The sequence below is a fragment of the Bradyrhizobium sp. U87765 SZCCT0048 genome (genome assembly GCF_018131225.1).
GTDB lineage: Bacteria > Pseudomonadota > Alphaproteobacteria > Rhizobiales > Xanthobacteraceae > Bradyrhizobium_A.
Window position 1 is genome coordinate 41363 of the sequence record NZ_JAFCMM010000004.1, and the last position, 18446, is coordinate 59808.

Consider the following 18446-nt stretch of genomic DNA (forward strand, 5'->3'; position numbering starts at 1 on the left):
GTTCGACGAAGCCTTGTTACGGCTTGATCGCGTAGGAGACGCTGACCGAGATGCGCAGCGTCTCGGAGCCCGGCGCCACCGGCGTCGCGGCAACATCCGCCGCCATCTTGCGCGCGTACATCGGCACCGGTCCCGGCGCGCCGTCCTCGGAAATGCTCAGCGGCTCGCCGAGCGAAACGTTGGCCGCCTTGGCGTAGATCTCGGCCTTGCGGCGGGCGTCGGCGATGGCGCGGCCGCGGGCGTCGTCCATCAGCTTGGACGCCTGCGACACCGAGAAGCTGATGCCGCTGATCTCGTTGGCGCCGGCCCCGACGAGCGAATCGATCGCGCCGGCAACCTTGGTGACGTCGCGCAGCGTCAGCATCACGCGGTTGGAAGCGCGATAGCCGGTGATCTGCAGCGGGCCGTTGCCGTTGCGGCTTGCCGAACTCTGCGGCTGCAGCGACAGCCGCGAGGTCTGGATGTCGTTGTCGGCAATGCCGGCCGCCTTGAGCGCCGCCAGCACATTGGCCATCGCCTTGTTGTTGGCATCGGCGGCCTCGCGGGCGGTCTTCGCCTCGGAGGTCACGCCGCCGTCGATCTCGGCCCGGTCGGGCACCACCGACAACGTCGCTTCGCCGCTCACCGTGATCGAGGGCGGCGGCACACTTTCGGCGCGGGCGGCCGAGGCGAACGCCGACGCGCCGGACAGGGCCGTGGCGCAGATCAGGGCGAGCGGGAGGGCGGTCGAACGTTTCATGGTGCGGTCACTCACTTCAGGGGTACGAAAACATTGATGACGAGCTTGTCCTCCGCGGTCTTCAGCGGATCGGTGACATATTCCTCGATGAAGGTGTCCTTGGCCTCGAGGCGCTTCTCGTCGAGGTGATTGGTGATCGCCTCGTAGGTGTTGTCCATGTTGTCGTAGGACCCGCGATGGACGAATTTCAGCACCTTGCCGTCCGGCGACTTGCCGACGGTGATGTCCTTCGGCAGGCCCTTCGGCTCCTGGTCGACCGGAAGCTCGGCCTGGAACGTGAAGCCGGTGTCGTCGGTCGAGGTGTAGACGATCAGGGCCGGGCCGGACTGCTTGATGCCCTGCTTGTCGAGGGCGGTGGTCAGCATCTTCAGCGCCTCGATCAGGGCGTCGAACGCGGAATCCCAGTTGGCCTTGCCCTTGATCACGACAACCGTCTTCGGCGTCAGCGTCGTCTCCTCGCCGAACGGATCGGCGGTCTGCACCTTCTGGTCAGGTGTGGCGGGCGGGGTCTGGGCCGTGGCCGGCGGGGTTGCTGGCGCCTGGGCGGCAGGAGGGGATGTCGGCGTTGCGGCGGGTGTTGACGCGGCCGGCGCGGCAGCCGCCGGTGCGGCGGGCGTCGCAGCCGTTCCTGCCGCTGGCGCGGCCGGCTTGCTGTCCGCGGCGGGCGCGGCAGGGGCCGGTGTCGCGGCCGGAGACGTCGGGGGAGGTGTGGCGGGAGCCGCGGGCGCTGCCGGGGTGGCAGGGGCCGCCGCCGGAGGCGACTGGGCCCACCCCGTGGTCAGGCTAAGGGTTATCGCCGCGGCCGGCACCAGCGTGGTGAGTGCAAGACGACGTAGGCGGGCGCGGTTCATTCCATGTCTCCCCAGATGACGTGCCGAATGGCGGCGGACCCTATCATGCCGGCTTCGCTCTCGTCCCATGACAGATATGTCATGACAACATGGCGGCAAAAAGCAGGCACGCCGCGCGGCGGCCGCCAGGGCTGGCCAACGGTCGCCGTCTTCGCCATATAGGCCGGACAGACCGTTGCGTCCGGCTGCGGACGCTGCCCCGAAGGATGCCATGAGCGCGCTCGCCAACCACAGCTTCATCAAGATGAACGGCATCGGCAACGAGATCGTCGTTCTCGACCTGCGCGATTCGGCGGCTGCGGTCAGTCCGGCGGAGGCGCGCGCGATCGCGGCGCCCGCCGGCGTGCCTTACGACCAGCTGATGGTGCTGATGCCCCCGCAGTTGCAGGGCACGGAAGCGTTCATCCGCATCTACAACAACGACGGCTCGGAGGCGGCGGCCTGCGGCAACGGCATGCGCTGCGTGGCGCGACGGGTGTTCGAGGCCACCGGCAAGGCGGCGCTGACGTTCCAGACCCGGGCCGGTCTCCTGAATTGCTGGCAGGGCCCGACACCGGGCACCTATACCGTCGACATGGGGCCGCCACGGCTTGGCTGGAAGGACATTCCGCTCGCCGAGGAGTTCCGCGACACCCGCGCCATCGAGCTGCAGATCGGACCGATCGATGCGCCGGTGCTGCACACGCCCTCGGTGGTCAGCATGGGCAATCCGCATGCGATCTTCTGGGTCGATGACATCAATGCCTACGACCTTGGCCGCTTCGGGCCGCTGCTGGAAAATCACCCGATTTTCCCCGAGCGCGCCAACATCACCCTCGCCCATGTCGTCGATCGCGAGCACATCGTGATTCGCACCTGGGAGCGTGGGGCTGGACTGACCAGGGCGTGCGGTTCGGCGGCCTGTGCCACCGCGGTCGCGGCGGCACGGCTGCGCCGCGCCAACCGCAAGGTCAGGATCACCCTGCCGGGCGGCGACCTCGTGATCGAGTGGCGCGACAGCGACGACCACGTGCTGATGACCGGCGCCGCCGATTTCGAGTTCGAGGGCCGGTTCGACCCGGCGCTGTTCGCCAACCTGACCTGAGATGACCATCGACGTCGTCACCTTCGGCTGCCGCCTCAACGCGTTCGAATCCGAAGTGATCCGGCGCGAGGCCGCCGGCGCGGGCCTTGCCGACACCATCGTCGTCAACACCTGCGCGGTGACCAACGAGGCGGTGGCGCAGGCGCGCCAGCAGATCCGCCGGCTCAAACGCGACCGGCCGCAGGCCCGCATCGTCGTCACCGGCTGCGCCGCGCAGACGCAGGGGCCGATGTTCGCCGCGATGGCCGAAGTCGATCGCGTGCTCGGCAACGACGACAAGATGCAATCCGAAGCCTGGCGCGCCACCCGCGCCGCGTTCGATGCGCCCTTCGGCGTCGATGTCGCGCCGAAGATCGCGGTGTCCGACATCATGGCGGTGCGCGCGATGGCGCCGCATCTCGTCGACGGCTTCGGCGCGGGACAACCACGCGCCTTCGTGCAGGTGCAGAACGGCTGTGACCATCGCTGCACCTTCTGCATCATTCCGTTCGGCCGCGGCAATTCGCGCTCGGTGCCCATGGGCGCGGTGGTCGATCAGGTGCGCACGCTGGTCGCGGCGGGCCACGCCGAGATCGTGCTGACCGGCGTCGATCTCACCAGCTATGGCACGGACCTGCCTGGCACACCGAAGCTTGGCACATTGACCAAGCAGATCCTGCGGCATGTTCCGGAGTTGCAGCGGCTGCGCATCTCCTCGATCGATTCCATTGAGGCCGACCGCGACCTGCTCGACGCCATCGCCGACGATGCGCGGCTGATGCCGCACCTGCATCTGTCGCTGCAGGCCGGCGATGATCTCATCCTCAAGCGCATGAAGCGGCGGCACTCCCATGCGGATGCGGTGGCGTTCTGCGCGCAGGTGCGGCGTCTGCGGCCCGACATGGTGTTCGGCGCCGACATCATCGCCGGTTTTCCCACCGAGACGGAGGCGATGTTCACGCGCTCGCTCGACCTGGTTGACGCCTGCGATCTCACCTTCCTGCATGTCTTTCCCTATTCGCCGCGGCCGGGCACGCCGGCGGCGCGGATGCCGCAGGTCGAGAGCCGTGCCATCCGCGATCGTGCGCGGCGGCTGCGCGTTGCGGGCGAGCGCGCGCTCAGCGTTCGGCTCGCCGCCGATATTGGGGCCACCCGCGCTGTGCTGATCGAGAGTGCGAGCCAGGGTCGCACCGAGCACTTCCTGCCTGTGGCGATTGCCGGCGCCGCGCCCGGCACGATCCGGCCGCTGACCATCGCCGGTCACGACGGCGCGCGGTTGCTCGCGGCCTGAATCCGGTCATGGCCTACGCGATCAGCCTGTTGCTCGATGATGCGGCCGCGGCGCGCGTGCGCTGGCATTGGGATTTGCTCGCCGCCACCAAGCTGTCGCGCTCCATGCCGGAGCTCGGCTATGTGCCCCATGTCACGCTCGCGGTTTGCGACGAGATCGATGTGGCGGCGGCGCAGGCTGCGCTCGACGCCGTCTTTGCCGGCCGGCCGGCGCTCGATATCGCGCTCACCGTCGTGCAGACATTCGGCGCTGCGAGCGGAGTGCTCTATGCCGCGCTGGCCGAGTCGTCGGAACTGCGGCAGTTGCAGGCCGATGTCGCGGCCGTCCTGCCGGGCGCCGTGCGGCCGGACTATCAGCCGCACGCCTTCACGCCGCATGTCACGCTGGCGACGGGGTTGTCGCCGCATTCGCTGGCGCTGGCACAACGGTTGTTCGAGCAGTACTGGGGCTCGTTCGCGGGGTGCTGTGAAACCGCCGAGCTTGCGGAGTTCGTGCCGGTCAGGCCCCTCACGCGCTGGGCGCTGGTGCCCCGAAGCCTCAATCCGTCATCCTGAGCGCGCTCTGGCGCGCCTCGAAGGATGGACGGCCCCAGCCTCACTGTTCGGACCGTCGCCCTTCGAGGGTTCCGCTTCATCACCAGTCGGGCCCGCCCGACTTGTGACTTTTAAGAACGCCCGGCTAAAGCCGGGGCTGTGCCGCCTCCGGGTGACGGATCATGTCCATCGAATTTCAAATCATCTAAGGCTCCGTCCAGCCGCACGCCTTGAGCCGTTCCTGCAGATGGGCCGGCACCGGCGCGACGACTTCGACCGGCGGCTTGTTCTTCGACAGCGGGATAACAATGGCGCGGGCATGCAGGTGCAGCGACGGCTCGCCGAAGCGCGGGCCGCTGCCATAAATATTGTCGCCGACGATCGGCCAGCCCATCGCCGCACAATGCACCCGCAACTGATGGGTGCGGCCGGTGATCGGTTCGAGCTCCAGCCATGTCAGACTGGCGCTGCGGCCGCGCACCCGCCAGGTCGTCTGCGACGGCAGGCCGGCAGGATCCGGTTTCTGCCACCAGCCGCGCTCCTCGCTGCGCGGCGCCAGCGCGATGTCGATCTCGCCGGTGTCCTCGGCGGGGCCGCCCTCGACCACGGCCCAGTAGGTCTTGGTCACCTTGCTGTGCTTGAACAACAAGCCGAGTGAAGCCGTCGCCTTGCGATGGCGGCCGAGCACGAGGCAGCCGGAGGTGTCGCGATCGAGCCGGTGGGCGAGCACCGGTGGCCGCGGCAGGCCGAAGCGCAGGGCATCGAACGACGCCTCGAGGTTCGGGCCGCCCTTGGGGCCGCGGTGCACCGGAATGCCTGCCGGCTTGTCGATCACCAGCATCAGGCCGTCACGATGAAGCACGCGGGCCTGGATCTGTTCCGGGGTGAGCTGCGGCGTATCCATGAATGAATGGTGACTTTCGTTTGGTCCGGGAAACGGCTAACACGGCGGGATCATGAGCGATAGCACTGAGCAACCCAAGCAGAGCTGGTGGCGGCGGCTGTCCAGCGGCCTGAAGCGGACGTCGAGTTCGATCGGCAGCGCGGTCGCCGATCTCGTCACCAAGCGCAAGCTCGACCGCGCCATGGTCGAGGACATCGAGGACGTGCTGCTGCGCGCCGACCTCGGCACCGAGGTCGCGGCCCGGATCGCCGCCGCGGTCGGTCATGGCCGCTACGACAAGGCGATCTCCGCCGACGAGGTCAAGGCAGTGGTGGCCGCCGAGGTCGAGAAGGTGCTGGCGCCGGTCGCCAGGCCGCTGGTGATCGACACCACACAGAAGCCGTTCGTCGTTCTGGTGGTCGGCGTCAATGGTTCGGGCAAGACCACGACCATCGGCAAGCTGGCGCAGAAATTCGCCCACGAAGGTCGCAAGGTGATGCTGGCCGCGGGCGACACCTTCCGCGCAGCGGCCATCGAGCAGCTGAAGATCTGGGGCGAGCGCACCGGCGCGCCGGTGGTGGCGCGGGAGCACGGCGCGGACGCCGCCGGGCTGGCGTTCGACGCGCTGACCGCGGCGAAGGCCGATGGCTGCGACATCCTGCTGATCGACACCGCCGGCCGGCTGCAGAACAAGGCCGAGCTGATGAACGAGCTCGAGAAGGTGGTGCGGGTGCTGCGCAAGGTCGACGTCACCGCGCCGCATGCGGTGCTGCTGGTGCTCGATGCGACCGTTGGACAGAACGCGCTGTCGCAGGTCGATGCCTTCCAGAAGACGGCGGGCGTCACCGGTCTCGTGATGACCAAGCTCGACGGCACCGCGCGCGGCGGCATTCTCGTGGCGCTTGCGGAGAGGTACAAGCTGCCGGTGCACTTCATTGGCGTCGGCGAGGGCGTCGACGATCTCGCGCCGTTCACCGCCGCGGATTTCGCGCGCGCGGTCGCCGGACAGGACTGACAGCGTACCGGGCGCGGTGACGCCGCGACCGATCATCCATTCCATTTCATGACAGGCTGAACCGATCGATGAACAAGAACGCGCCCCATCCGCTGTTCAAGCTCGCCACCGAACTCGGCCCGCTGGTGGTGTTCTTCATCGCCAACGCCAAGGGCAATCTGTTCATCGCCACCGGCGCCTTCATGGTCGCCTTCGTGGTGGCGATGGCGGCGTCCTACATCGTCACGCGGCACGTGCCGCTGATGACCATCGTGTCCGGCATCATCGTGCTGGTGTTCGGCACGCTGACGCTGGTGTTCCACGACGAGACCTTCATCAAGGTCAAGCCGACCATCATCTACGGCCTGTTCGCGGCGACCCTCGGCGGCGGCCTGCTGTTCGGTCGCTCCTTCATCGCCATCATGTTCGACCAGGTGTTCAACCTGACGCCGGAGGGCTGGCGGCGCCTGACGCTGCGCTGGGCGCTGTTCTTCCTGTTCATGGCGGTGCTCAACGAAGTGATCTGGCGCACCCAGAGCACCGATTTCTGGGTCAGCTTCAAGGCGTTCGGCGTCGTGCCGCTGACCATGATCTTCGCCATGCTGCAGATGCCGCTGGTCAAGCGCCATCACCTCGAGCCGGCCACCGCCGAGGCGAGCGACGCCGAGCGCGGCAAGATCGACTAACCTCCGGTATCGCCACGTTCTGAAACGTTCAATTCCAAGGTCGAGAGAGCGCCCATGACCATTGCCGCCGCCCGCACCACCCTGCTGTCCCACGACGAACGCCTCGATCGCCTCGCCGAAGTCGCCGTGCGGGTCGGGCTGCAACTGCGCGCCGGCCAGGAACTGGTGATCACGGCGCCGGTCGATGCGCTGCCGCTGGTGCGGCGGATCACCGCGCAGGCCTACAAGGCCGGCGCCTCGCTGGTCACGACGCTGTTCTCGGACGACGAATCGACGCTGTCGCGCTTCCGCTTCGCGCCGGACGAGAGTTTCGACAAGGCAAGCAACTGGCTCTACGAGGGCATGGCGTCAGCGTTCCGCGACGGCGCCGCGCGGCTCGCGGTGGTCGGCGAGGATCCCTCGCTGCTGTCGGGCCAGGACGCCCAGAAGGTGGCGCGCGCCAACCGCGCGCGTTCGACGGCGTACAAGCCGGCGCTCGAGCTGATCGTCAACTTCGCGATCAACTGGAGCATCGTGTCCTATGCGACGCCGGCGTGGGCGCACGCCATGTTCCCGGACGATCCGCCGGAGGTGGCGCTGGCGCGATTGTGGGATGCAATCTTCGCCGCCTCGCGTGTCGATGGCGCCGATCCGGTCGCGGAATGGGCCGAGCACAACGCGGCGCTCGACAAGCGCACCGCCTATCTCAACGGCAAGCGCTATGCGGCGCTGCATTTCCGCGGCCCGGGCACCGACCTCACGGTCGGGCTCGCCGACGATCACTGGTGGGAGGGCGGCGCGTCGACAGCCAAGAACGGCATTGTCTGCAACGCCAACATTCCGACCGAGGAGGTGTTCACCACGCCGCACCGGCTGCGGGTCGACGGTGTCGTGCGCAGCACCAAGCCGCTGTCCTATCAGGGCACGCTGATCCAGGACATCGCGGTGCGCTTCGAGGGCGGCGCGATCGTCGAATCGCGGGCGCGCACCGGCGCCGACGTGCTGGCCAAGGTGCTGGCGACCGACGAGGGCGCGCGGCGGCTCGGCGAAGTGGCGCTGGTGCCGCACTCGTCGCCGATCTCGAAAAGTGGCATTCTGTTCTACAACACGCTGTTCGATGAGAATGCCGCGAGCCATATCGCGCTCGGGCAGGCCTACACCAAGTGCATCCGTGACGGCGACAAGCTGACGCCGCCGGAGCTCGCGGAGAAGGGCGCCAACGCCAGCCTTATTCATATCGACTGGATGATCGGTTCCGGCGAAATCGACGTTGACGGCATCGCCGCCGACGGCACGCGGGAAGCGGTGATGCGCGGCGGCGAGTGGGCCTGACGCCTTTCGAGGCGAAAGGATAATGCTTTCTTAATCGCCGCGGAGGCAATCTGCCGCGGCGCATGCGATGCGTGCGCCGGCGCGCGCCCTGTCGGTTGCGCGCCCCGGAGGCCCGGCCGATGTCGCTTTCCGCCTACCTGCAGCCCTTGCTCTGGGTCCTGGTGTTCACGCCGGCCGAGTATCTGTTCTGTGTCTATCCGCTGGTGTTGTTCAGCCACGAGCGCCGCCAGAACATCCTGCTGCTGGTCTTCAACCTGACGGTCACCGCGCTGCTCGGCGGCGCGGCCGCCGGGCTGGTCTATGTCGCCGTCGATGCGGTGCTGCCGGCGGGCCTCGGCGCGCCGATCGCGGCCTGGCCGTTCTGGCTGCAGGTCGTGGCCTCGGTCGTGCTGGCCGATCTCGGCGTCTATGTCAGCCATCGCCTGATGCACACGCCGCTGCTGTGGCGCTTCCACGAGGTGCATCACAGCGCCGAGGAGATGAACTGGATGGTGGCGTATCGCTTCCATCCCGTGGATCTGACCATCACCGGCATCTTCACGTCGCTGCCGCTGCTGGTCCTCGGCCTGCCGACGGAGGCGATCGCCGTCGCCAGGACGGTGCATGGCGTACAGGCGATGCTGAGCCACGCCAACATCACCTGGGGCTTCGGCCCGCTGCGGCGGGTGGTGGTCGATCCGCGCTTCCATCACTGGCACCACGCCAACGAGCGCGACGCCTACGATCGCAATTTCAGCGCGCTGCTGGTGCTGTGGGACTGGCTGTTCGGCACGCTGTATGTGCCGGAGCGGCCGCGCGCCGCGGTGTTCGGCACCGGTGATCTCGCCCGGCGCGGCATCGTCGATCTGCTGCTCGATCCGTTCCGGCCGTCAGTCGCGCCACCGGCCGGCGAGGCGGCGCCTGTCGAAAGGGATGCGCCGGAGCTGGTGCCATCCGCGCCGACGCTGATGCCGGCGACGGCGCAGGGTGGTGCGGCATCCGCCGACGGCACGCATCAAATGCAGCGCCCGGCGGCCATGGCGACCACCGGGCGCTGATTATCGACGACGCGCTGTGTCTTGCGCAGCGGCGCTGACGTCAGCTCTTCTGCTTGGCGACGATCTTGTCCTTGATGCCGTCATAGGTCTTCTGCGGCACGATGTTCTTCTGCACCAGTTCGTCCTTGCCCTTGTACGGACGGCCCTTGATGATCGCAGCCGAGTAGGCCTTGCCGACACCGGGCAGCGCGTCGAGTTGGTCGGCCGTCGCCGTGTTGATGTCGATCAGGTCGATGTGGGCGGATGTCGAGCCCACCGTCTTGGCAGGGGCGACAGGTGCTGGCGCGGCGACCGGCGCCATCTTCGATGCGCCGGCGGCGGGTGCCGGCGCGGCGGTCTGGGCCATCAGCGGCGAAGCCGCGATGAGGCCGAGGGCGGTGAAGGCTGCAAGCGTAAAACGACGCATGGTGTGTCCCTCCAGAGGACAAGTGAGAAGGCGAAGGCTTGCGCGGCGCTTCGCCCGAAGTGTCGTCGCCAGGATGGCGCCGACCCCCACAGCCAACGGTCGGTTTGGGGCGGCGCAATGGCCGCCAAATGAACCGCAGATAAACGCGTGACGATTTCCCGATCGCGGTGCGCGGCCGCTTGTCGCAGGCAGGGCCGTCGACGCGGATTCGTCAGGAATTCGCGGCCATCGCCTTGAGGATCTCGGCCTTCAGCACGCTGTCGATATTGTCAGGCGTGATCGGGCCGACCAGCTTGTAGGCGATGCGGCCATCGCGGCCGACGACGAAGGTCTCGGGCACGCCATAGACACCCCATTCGATCGAGGCGCGGCCGTTGGGGTCGACGCCGACACGGTCGAACGGGTTGCCGTAACGGCCGAGAAAGCGCCGGGCGTTGTCGGGCGCGTCCTTGTAGTTGATGCCGATCACCTGCAGGCCCTTGTCCTGCAGCGTCTTGTCCTTGCCGAGCGCGAGCAGCAGCGGCGCCTCGTCGTGGCAGGGCACGCACCACGACGCCCAGACGTTGACAAGGCTGACGCGGCCCTTGAACGCGGCGGGATCGAGGCCGGGGATCGGCGCGCCGCCGCTTGCGAGGCCCTCGAGCGGGGCGAGCGCGGTCTGCGGCGCGGGACGGCCGATCAGCGCCGATGGCAGGCGCGCCGGATCGCCGGAGCCGAGGCGGAACCAGAAGATCGCGGCGAGGGCGGCGAACACCACCAGCGGTGCGGCCACGAGCCAGGAGCGCCGGCGTGCCGGCGGTGCCGTCTGTGGGGCGGACGTCGTGGTCATGCCGCCTCGCGTCCCGAGCGGCGCGTCACGCCGCTGGCCTCGAGGTCGCGCAGGAGGCGCTGCTGGCGGCGATGGTCGGCAATCACCCACGCGACGAGCGCGACCACCACGATAGCGGCGACCGCATAGGAGGCGACGATGAAGCTGGTGTAGGGCCCGAACATGGCGGCGCTCATGCCGGCTGCCGGCTGGCCTGCAGCATCTGCAGGCTGCGCACCCGGCGGCGCAGGATCTCGTTGCGCATCGCCGCGAGATGCAGCGTGACGAACAGCAGGGTGAACGCCACCGCCATGATCAGCAGCGGCCGCAGGAAGGCGGGATCGAGCGACGAGCCGCCCATGCGCAGCACCGACGCGCCCTGGTGCAGCGTGTTCCACCAGTCGACGGAGAACTTGATGATCGGCAGGTTGATGGCGCCGACCAGCGTCAGCACCGCGGCGGCGCGGCCGGCGCGCGACGGCTCCTCGACCGCATGCCACAGCGCCATCAGGCCGAGATACATCAGGAACAGGATCAGCACCGAGGTCAGCCGCGCATCCCACTCCCAGTAGGTGCCCCACATCGGCCGGCCCCACAGCGAGCCGGTGACGAGGGCGAGGAAGGTGAAGGCGGCGCCGAGCGGCGCAGCGGCCTTGGCGGCGACGTCGGCGAGCGGGTGGCGCCACACCAGCGTGCCGAGCGAGGCGACGCTCATCACGCCCCACACGAACATCGACAGCCAGGCGTTGGGCACGTGAATGAACATGATCTTCACCGTCGCGCCCTGCTGGTAGTCGTCAGGTGCCACGAACGACTGCTGCAGGCCGACCAGCAGCAGGATCACGGTCGCCGCCGTCAGCCACGGCAGCACGCGCCCGGCGAAGGCCAGGAAGCGAGTGGGGTTCGCGAGATCGATCAATGCCATGGCCGGCCTTATAGCAGAACGGCCGGCAATGTCAGGCGCGGCGCAATGACGTTGCGGTGACGCGTCCCGTCCGCCGGAACACGCCGTCAGCGCACCGGCCGCGGCCGGCACGCGTCCCCGATCGGCTGCGTCAGCCACGCAGCCGCGGCAGCAGGGCGAGGGCGTTGTCGCGCTCGATCCGGCGCAGGTCCGGCGCCAGCACCTTGCAACCGGCGAGGCCGGTGACATGCTCGAGGGCGTTGCGGTAGGGGAAATCCGTGCCGAACAGGATCTGCGTCGGCTCGACGAGCTGGCGCAAGGCGCCCATCGCCGCCGGGTTGGACGCCTGGGCGGTGTCGTAGAAGAAGCGCTGCAGCGGCGCCCGCACGCCGCCGGGCAGCATCTTGGTCGCCTGCGGCGTGTTTGCCAGTACCTCGAAGCGCTCGATCAGGAACGGCATGGTGCCGCCGGCGTGGGAGAAGATGAACTTGATGTCCGGCCAGCGCTCCACGGCGCCGGAAAAGATCAGGCTGGCGATGGTGCGCGTGGTGTCGGTGCCGAACTCGACGACGCTGTCGGGGATGTAGGGGATGAGGTTGCCGCAGCACGCCGCTGTCGTCGGATGCACCGAGACCACGGCCTTGCGGCGGTTAAGCTCCTCGAACACCGGCACGAACAGTGCGTCGCCCAGCCATTTGCCGCCATAGCTGGTGAACATCGAGACGCCATCGGCCTTCAGGGTGTCGAGGGCGTAGGCAATCTCGCCGAGCGTGGCGTCGATCGCGGGCAGCGGCAGGGCGGCGAAGGCGCCGAACCGGCCGGGATTGTCGGCGATCAGCTTCGCCATGTAGTCGTTGCAGCCGTGCGCCAGCCTGGTGGCGGCGGTGGCATCGCCGAACCACAGCCCGGGCGTCGAGATCGACAGCACCGCGGTCTGTACGCCCGCCGTATCCATGTCGTCGAGGCTTCTGGACAGCGACCAGTTCGCCGCGACCGGTGCGAGCTGGGTCTTGCCGCTGAGAGCGGCGATGTAGTCCGGCGGCGCGAGATGATGGTGGACGTCGATGCGGAACGGCACGCTCGTCGTCTCGGCGCGGGCCCGGCCGGCTGACATCGCCGCGGTTGACGCGAAGGCTGCGCCGCCCGCCAGCAACTGGCGGCGGTCGAGACGGCAGCCGCAGCGGGTGGCTGCGGGTGGGCGGGCAGCGGGATCGGTCATCGTGTCGTGGTCTCTGCGGGCGCCAGGCAATGGCCGGGCACGGATCTGGTGGGCTCTGGTGCAGGCACAGTCAGGTGTTTTTGCGGCACAAGGCCGCAGCTCGTCAATGAACGGCGCCTGTTTCGGCCCTGTCCGGCGGCTTTGCGTCCAGCCGGTCAGTCCGGTCGATCAATCCGGTCCGTCAATGCAGTCCGTCAATCCAGTCCCTGGCGCAGGCAGGCGGCGGCGGCGACCGGGCCGACGACGAGGCCGACGAGCGACAGCGCGGCGAGGATCGAAAGCGGCGCGGTGACATGGCCGTCGGCCGTCGCGATCGCGGTCGACGCTGCGACGCCGAAGATCAGCACCGGGATCGACAGCGGCAGCACCAGCACGGCAAGCAGCAGCCCGCCGCGGCGCAGGCTGACCGCGAGTGCGGCGCCGATCATTCCGGTGAGCGTCAGCGCTGGCGTACCCACCAGCAGCGTCAGCGCCACCGCCGCCGTGGCCGGCGCATCGAGGTTGAGCAGCAGGCCGAGCACCGGGGAGGCGACGATCAGCGGCACGCCGGCGGCGAGCCAGTGCGCGATGGCCTTTGCGAGGCACGCCAGCTCGAGCGGCAGGCGGCCCATCAGGATGAGGTCGAGCGAGCCGTCGTCGTGATCGGCGGTGAACAGGCGGTCCAGCGTCAGCAGGCTCGCCAGCAGCGCGCCGAGCCAGAGGATCGCCGGGCCGAGGCGGCGCAGCAGCGCGAGGTCCGGACCGAGCGCGAATGGGATCAGCACCACCACGGCGAGGAAGAACAGCACGCCGACCAGGGCGCCGCCACCGGCACGCAAGGCCATGCGCAGGTCGCGGCGAATCAGCGCGATCATGAGAGCTGGCCGATCCGTTGCTCGCGCGCGGCGATGCCGAGCGGGCCGTGGGTGGCCGCAACGACCAGTCCGCCTTGTGCGAGATGATCGGCCATCAGGCGCGCAATCAGGCTTTGGCCATCGGTGTCGAGCGCCGACGTCGGCTCGTCCAGCAGCCAGATCGGGCGCTTGACGGCGATCAGCCGCGCCATCGATAGACGCCGTTTCTGTCCGGCCGACAACGTGACGGCGGGGAGCGTGCGGGTATGGGCGAGCCCGGTCGCGGCGAGGCTGGCGTCGAGACCGCCGGGCGGGCCGCCCAGGAAATCCAGCCAGAAGGCGAGATTTTCCTGCACGGTCAGCGACGGCTTCAAGGCATCGCGATGGCCGAGATAGTGGGCCTGCTCACCGGGCGTGAGATCGCCAGACGACGCGCCCGCGAGCACGATCTGCCCCTGCGCCGCCGGAAGAAGCCCGGCGATCAGCCGCAGCAGCGACGATTTGCCGGCCCCGTTGTGGCCGGTGATCGCCAGTGCCTCGCCGGCGCCGACCTCGAAATCCAGTCCGGAAAACACCTGTCGCCCGCCGCGAACGCAGGTCAGGCCGACACCGGAAAGCCGCATGGTGGTCATCGCTGTCCTTCTAAGCACGATCCCCGCGAAGGGGTACCGGTTTCCCGCCGCGGGCCGGCGGCTGTCGCAGGTGGCGGTGCGCCGATGTGGGGGGAGTTCGACATTGCGAGCCGCGACAGGCTGATGACAGCGTGCGTGCCATATCTCATGCATATGGCAAACGCACTCGTATTAGTCTTGGCGACCACTTTAAAAAGATTATAAACCGGAGCGACGGTGCCTTGACGGTGCAGGTGTGGGGTTTTCTGCGTCCCATGTCCCCCTGTATATCAAGGTATTATAATACCCTCAGAATGCCCCCGAGACTACCCCACGGGTGTCCTTCCCACGTCCCAATCAGGATTGCCTCACATGAGTTCGCTCGACAGTTTCAAGTGCCGGAAGACCCTCAAGGTCGGCGCCAAGACGTACGTGTACTACAGCCTGCCGACCGCCGAGAAAAACGGACTCAAGGGGATTTCGCGCCTGCCGTTCTCCATGAAGGTGCTGCTGGAGAACCTGCTGCGGAACGAGGACGGCCGCTCGGTCAAGAAGGAAGACATCCTCGCGGTGGCGAAGTGGCTCAAGAAGCGCAAGCTCGAGCATGAAGTCGCCTTCCGCCCGGCGCGCGTGCTGATGCAGGACTTCACCGGCGTGCCGGCGGTGGTCGATCTCGCCGCGATGCGCAATGCGATGCAGTCGCTCGGCGGCGACGCCGAGAAGATCAACCCGCTGGTGCCGGTCGACCTCGTCATCGACCACTCGGTGATCGTCAACTTCTTCGGCAACAACGCCGCGTTCGGCAAGAACGTCGCCGAGGAGTACAAGCAGAACCAGGAACGCTACGAATTCCTGAAGTGGGGCCAGAGCGCGTTCTCGAACTTCTCGGTCGTGCCTCCGGGCACCGGCATCTGCCACCAGGTCAACCTCGAATACCTCGCCCAGACCGTCTGGACGAAGAAGCAGAAGATGACTATCGGCCGCAAGACCGGCACCTTCGAGGTCGCCTATCCGGACACGCTGGTCGGCACCGATTCGCACACCACCATGGTCAACGGCCTCGCCGTGCTCGGCTGGGGCGTCGGCGGAATCGAGGCGGAAGCCGCGATGCTCGGCCAGCCGCTGTCGATGCTGCTGCCGGAGGTCATCGGCTTCAAGCTCAAGGGTGAGCTGAAGGAAGGCGTCACCGCCACCGACCTCGTGCTCACCGTCACCCAGATGCTGCGCAAGAAGGGCGTCGTCGGCAAGTTCGTCGAGTTCTTCGGCCCGGGCCTCGACCATCTCTCGGTCGCGGACAAGGCCACCATCGGCAACATGGCGCCGGAATACGGCGCGACCTGCGGCTTCTTCCCGGTCGACAAGGAAGCGATCGACTATCTCAAGATCTCCGGCCGCGCCGCGCCGCGTGTTGCGCTGGTCGACAAGTACACCAAGGCGCAGGGCCTGTTCCGCACCGCCAAGACGCCCGATCCGGTGTTCACCGAAACGCTGGTGCTCGACCTCGGCGACGTCGTGCCGTCGCTTGCCGGTCCGAAGCGTCCTGAAGGCCGTGTCGCGCTGCCGGATGTCGCCGAAGGCTTCGCCACCGCGATGGTCAACGAGTACAAGAAGGCCGACGACGCCGCGAACCGCTACGCCGTCGAGGGCCGCAAGGACGATCTCGGCCACGGCGACGTCGTGATCGCCGCGATCACCTCCTGCACCAACACCTCGAACCCGAGCGTGCTGATCGGCGCGGGCCTGCTCGCCCGCAACGCCATCGCCAAGGGTCTCAAGGCCAAGCCGTGGGTCAAGACCTCGCTCGCCCCGGGCAGCCAGGTGGTCGCCGAGTATCTCGCCAATTCGGGCCTGCAGAAGGATCTCGACAAGGTCGGCTTCAACCTCGTCGGCTTCGGCTGCACCACGTGCATCGGCAACTCCGGTCCGCTGCCGGAAGACATCTCGAAGTCGATCAACGACAACGGCATCGTCGCCGCGGCGGTGCTGTCGGGCAACCGCAACTTCGAAGGCCGCGTGTCGCCGGACGTCCAGGCGAACTACCTGGCGTCGCCGCCGCTGGTCGTCGCCTATGCCCTCGCCGGCACGGTGACCAAGGACCTCACCAAGGAGCCGATCGGCACCGGCAAGGACGGCAAGCCCGTCTACCTCAAGGACATCTGGCCGACCACGAAGGAGATCAACGCCTTCATCAAGAAGTTCGTCACGTCGAAGATCTTCAAGAAGAAGTACGCCGACGTGTTCAAGGGCGACACCAACTGGCGCAAGATCAAGACCACGGCCAGCGAGACCTATCGCTGGAACATGAGCTCGACCTATGTGCAGAACCCGCCCTACTTCGAAGGCATGAAGCAGGAGCCGGAGCCCGTCACCGACATCGTCGATGCGCGCATCCTCGCGATCTTCGGCGACAAGATCACCACCGACCACATCTCGCCGGCGGGTTCGATCAAGCTGACGTCGCCAGCCGGAAAGTATCTCTCCGAGCATCAGGTGCGGCCTGCCGACTTCAATCAGTACGGCACCCGTCGCGGCAATCACGAGGTGATGATGCGCGGCACCTTCGCCAACATCCGCATCAAGAACCAGATGCTGAAGGGCGCCGACGGCAATATCCCGGAAGGCGGTCTGACCAAGCACTGGCCGGACGGCGAGCAGATGACCATCTACGACGCGGCGATGAAGTACCAGGAAGAGAAGGTGCCGCTGGTGGTGTTCGCCGGCGCCGAATACGGCAACGGTTCGTCACGCGACTGGGCGGCGAAGGGTACCCGCCTGCTCGGCGTGCGCGCCGTGGTCTGCCAGAGCTTCGAGCGCATCCACCGCTCGAACCTCGTCGGCATGGGCATTCTGCCGCTGACCTTCGAGGAAGGCACGTCGTGGCAGTCGATCGGCCTGAAGGGCGACGAGCAGGTCACCATCCGTGGCCTGCAGGGCGACCTCAAGCCGCGCCAGATGCTGGCCGCCGAGATCGTCTCCGCCGGCGGTGCCGTCAAGCGCGTTCCGCTGCTGTGCCGCATCGACACCCTGGACGAGCTGGAGTACTTCCGAAACGGCGGCATCCTCCAGTACGTGATCCGGCAGCTCGCGGCCTGATCGAACTGAATAGCCCTCACCGTGAAGTGAGTGGCAGGTGATTGGAAGGCGGCTTATCAAAAAGCCGCCTTCTTCATGAGGGCGTTGGGACATTGGTGGAGAGGGCGCTCCCCGCGTCCGACGTTTGGATGGACAACATCATCGTCGAAGATCGCAAATTGCCGTTTCAGGATCCGTCGTCGCTGCGCTGGTCGGCGCTGCTCGGCGTCTGCTTCGCCATCGTGCTGGGCACGCGGGCCGAGGCCGATCCCCGCGCCGTGGTCGAGTTGTTCACCTCGCAGGGCTGTTCGTCGTGCCCGGCGGCGGACAAGGTGCTCGGCGAACTCTCCAGGGATCCGTCGATCATCGCGATGAGCATGCCGATCGACTACTGGGATTATCTTGGCTGGAAGGACACGCTGGCCAACTCGCGCTTCTCCGCCAAGCAGAAGGCTTACTCGCACATGCGCGGTGACCGCGAGGTCTACACGCCGCAGGTGGTGGTGAACGGCGCCGTGCATGTGCTCGGCAGCGATCGCGCCAGCATTCAGGATGCGGCCACGCGCACCCGTGCCGAAGGCGGCGTGATGTCGGTGCCGGTGTCGATCAAGCAGGCCGACAAGCAGCTCAACGTCACGGTGTCCGCGGGCAATGGCGCCGCGGAGCATGGCGAGGTGTGGGTGTGCGCGATCTCCAGGGAGGTGCCGATCCGCATCGGGCGCGGCGAGAACCGTGGCCGTGAAGTCACCTACTACAACGTCGTGCGCAACTGGCTGAAGGTCGGCGACTGGACCGGCAAGCCCGGCACCTGGACCGTGCCGCTCGAGAACATCAAGAGCGAAGGCGTCGATGCTGCCGTTGTCTATGTCCAGGACGGCAACCGCGAGAAGCCGGGCCTGATGCTCGGCGCGGCCTACACCGCGCTGCACTGAGCGGCGCTGGCCGGCATCGCTTCACGCGATTGATTCGAATTTCCTCAGGACACATGTCGCGTGGTGCGCGTCGTCATGCGGCGCGGCGAGCGGCGCAGGTGCCGCGCGCGATGGCCCTGTGCATGACAATCGGCGATGTGATGGGGGAATGCCCGATCGGGCAAGCGGCGCACGGCGCCGGCAGCGAATCCGAAGCGGGATCCAGTCAACAAAAAAGGCCAACTCGCGTTGGCCCGAAGTTCACCTTTCAAGGTCCTGCGTATAGGCCCGGCT

At 67.6% G+C, this 18446-nt stretch carries 19 protein-coding genes; 9 read left to right on the forward strand and 10 right to left on the reverse strand.

Annotated features, from left to right (window positions below; genetic code table 11):
• Window positions 1–16: 16 nt before the first annotated feature.
• Both JQ639_RS22945 and JQ639_RS22950 read right to left on the reverse strand, forming a co-directional pair.
• A complete protein-coding gene (locus JQ639_RS22945; RefSeq protein WP_211967877.1) occupies window positions 17–739 on the reverse strand; it encodes an SIMPL domain-containing protein in 723 nt (240 codons plus the stop codon).
• 11 nt (window positions 740–750) lie between these two features.
• The gene (locus tag JQ639_RS22950) at window positions 751–1590 is read right to left on the reverse strand and encodes a GyrI-like domain-containing protein (protein ID WP_211967875.1); all 840 of its coding nucleotides are present in this window, start codon (window positions 1588–1590) and stop codon (window positions 751–753) included.
• 211 nt (window positions 1591–1801) lie between these two features.
• Between JQ639_RS22950 and dapF the strand changes: the two genes are divergently transcribed.
• From dapF to JQ639_RS22965, 3 genes are read left to right on the forward strand one after another with little or no spacing between them, the layout of a single operon-like run.
• Complete coding sequence (gene dapF / locus JQ639_RS22955; RefSeq protein WP_211967873.1) at window positions 1802–2674, forward strand: diaminopimelate epimerase; 873 nt, start codon at window positions 1802–1804, stop codon at window positions 2672–2674.
• A 1-nt stretch (window position 2675) separates the two neighbouring features.
• Window positions 2676–3944, forward strand: coding sequence for a tRNA (N(6)-L-threonylcarbamoyladenosine(37)-C(2))-methylthiotransferase MtaB (gene mtaB, locus JQ639_RS22960; protein WP_211967871.1), 1269 nt, complete (start codon window positions 2676–2678; stop codon window positions 3942–3944).
• An 8-nt stretch (window positions 3945–3952) separates the two neighbouring features.
• The gene (locus JQ639_RS22965) at window positions 3953–4498 is read left to right on the forward strand and encodes a 2'-5' RNA ligase family protein (RefSeq protein WP_211967870.1); all 546 of its coding nucleotides are present in this window, start codon (window positions 3953–3955) and stop codon (window positions 4496–4498) included.
• A gap of 184 nt (window positions 4499–4682) precedes the next feature.
• Here the strand turns inward: JQ639_RS22965 and JQ639_RS22970 are convergent, their stop codons facing one another.
• Entirely contained in the window at window positions 4683–5381 is a 699-nt protein-coding gene (locus tag JQ639_RS22970) for an RluA family pseudouridine synthase (RefSeq protein WP_211967868.1), read from the reverse strand.
• Between the two features lie 52 nt (window positions 5382–5433).
• On the opposite strand from JQ639_RS22970, the gene ftsY reads away from it, so the two are divergent.
• From ftsY to JQ639_RS22990, 4 genes are all read left to right on the forward strand, one after another.
• Window positions 5434–6375, forward strand: coding sequence for a signal recognition particle-docking protein FtsY (gene ftsY / locus JQ639_RS22975; protein ID WP_211967866.1), 942 nt, complete (start codon window positions 5434–5436; stop codon window positions 6373–6375).
• A gap of 68 nt (window positions 6376–6443) precedes the next feature.
• A complete protein-coding gene (locus JQ639_RS22980) occupies window positions 6444–7040 on the forward strand; it encodes a septation protein A (protein ID WP_211967864.1) in 597 nt (198 codons plus the stop codon).
• Between the two features lie 54 nt (window positions 7041–7094).
• Window positions 7095–8351, forward strand: coding sequence for an aminopeptidase (locus JQ639_RS22985; RefSeq protein ID WP_211967863.1), 1257 nt, complete (start codon window positions 7095–7097; stop codon window positions 8349–8351).
• A gap of 119 nt (window positions 8352–8470) precedes the next feature.
• Entirely contained in the window at window positions 8471–9388 is a 918-nt protein-coding gene (locus tag JQ639_RS22990) for a sterol desaturase family protein (RefSeq protein ID WP_211967862.1), read from the forward strand.
• 40 nt (window positions 9389–9428) lie between these two features.
• Here JQ639_RS22990 and JQ639_RS22995 read toward each other — a convergent pair whose 3' ends face one another.
• The 7 genes from JQ639_RS22995 to ccmA all read right to left on the reverse strand — a co-directional run bounded on the left by JQ639_RS22995 (window position 9429) and on the right by ccmA (window position 14181).
• Window positions 9429–9794, reverse strand: a complete 366-nt coding sequence (locus JQ639_RS22995) for a ComEA family DNA-binding protein (RefSeq protein WP_211967861.1) — start codon at window positions 9792–9794, stop codon at window positions 9429–9431.
• A 211-nt stretch (window positions 9795–10005) separates the two neighbouring features.
• The gene (locus JQ639_RS23000; protein ID WP_211967860.1) at window positions 10006–10623 is read right to left on the reverse strand and encodes a DsbE family thiol:disulfide interchange protein; all 618 of its coding nucleotides are present in this window, start codon (window positions 10621–10623) and stop codon (window positions 10006–10008) included.
• The gene (ccmD, locus tag JQ639_RS23005; protein WP_249123300.1) at window positions 10620–10799 is read right to left on the reverse strand and encodes a heme exporter protein CcmD; all 180 of its coding nucleotides are present in this window, start codon (window positions 10797–10799) and stop codon (window positions 10620–10622) included. The genes JQ639_RS23000 and ccmD overlap by 4 nt, the downstream gene beginning before the upstream one ends.
• Entirely contained in the window at window positions 10796–11527 is a 732-nt protein-coding gene (locus JQ639_RS23010) for a heme ABC transporter permease (protein WP_211967859.1), read from the reverse strand. The genes ccmD and JQ639_RS23010 overlap by 4 nt, the downstream gene beginning before the upstream one ends.
• 130 nt (window positions 11528–11657) lie before the next feature.
• Window positions 11658–12725: an amidohydrolase family protein gene (locus JQ639_RS23015; RefSeq protein WP_211967857.1), complete on the reverse strand. Its 1068-nt coding sequence runs from the start codon at window positions 12723–12725 to the stop codon at window positions 11658–11660.
• Window positions 12726–12919: 194 nt separating this feature from the next.
• Entirely contained in the window at window positions 12920–13579 is a 660-nt protein-coding gene (gene ccmB / locus JQ639_RS23020; protein ID WP_211967855.1) for a heme exporter protein CcmB, read from the reverse strand.
• Window positions 13576–14181 carry a heme ABC exporter ATP-binding protein CcmA gene (gene ccmA, locus JQ639_RS23025; protein ID WP_211967975.1) on the reverse strand — a complete coding sequence of 202 codons (606 nt, stop codon included), beginning with the start codon at window positions 14179–14181 and terminating at the stop codon, window positions 13576–13578. The genes ccmB and ccmA overlap by 4 nt, the downstream gene beginning before the upstream one ends.
• Before the next feature lie 360 nt (window positions 14182–14541).
• On the opposite strand from ccmA, the gene acnA reads away from it, so the two are divergent.
• On the forward strand, window positions 14542–17262 hold the full coding sequence (gene acnA / locus JQ639_RS23030) for an aconitate hydratase AcnA (RefSeq protein ID WP_211967853.1): 2721 nt from the start codon (window positions 14542–14544) through the stop codon (window positions 17260–17262).
• A 128-nt stretch (window positions 17263–17390) separates the two neighbouring features.
• The gene (locus tag JQ639_RS23035) at window positions 17391–18173 is read left to right on the forward strand and encodes a DUF1223 domain-containing protein (protein ID WP_211967851.1); all 783 of its coding nucleotides are present in this window, start codon (window positions 17391–17393) and stop codon (window positions 18171–18173) included.
• Window positions 18174–18446: the final 273 nt, after the last annotated feature.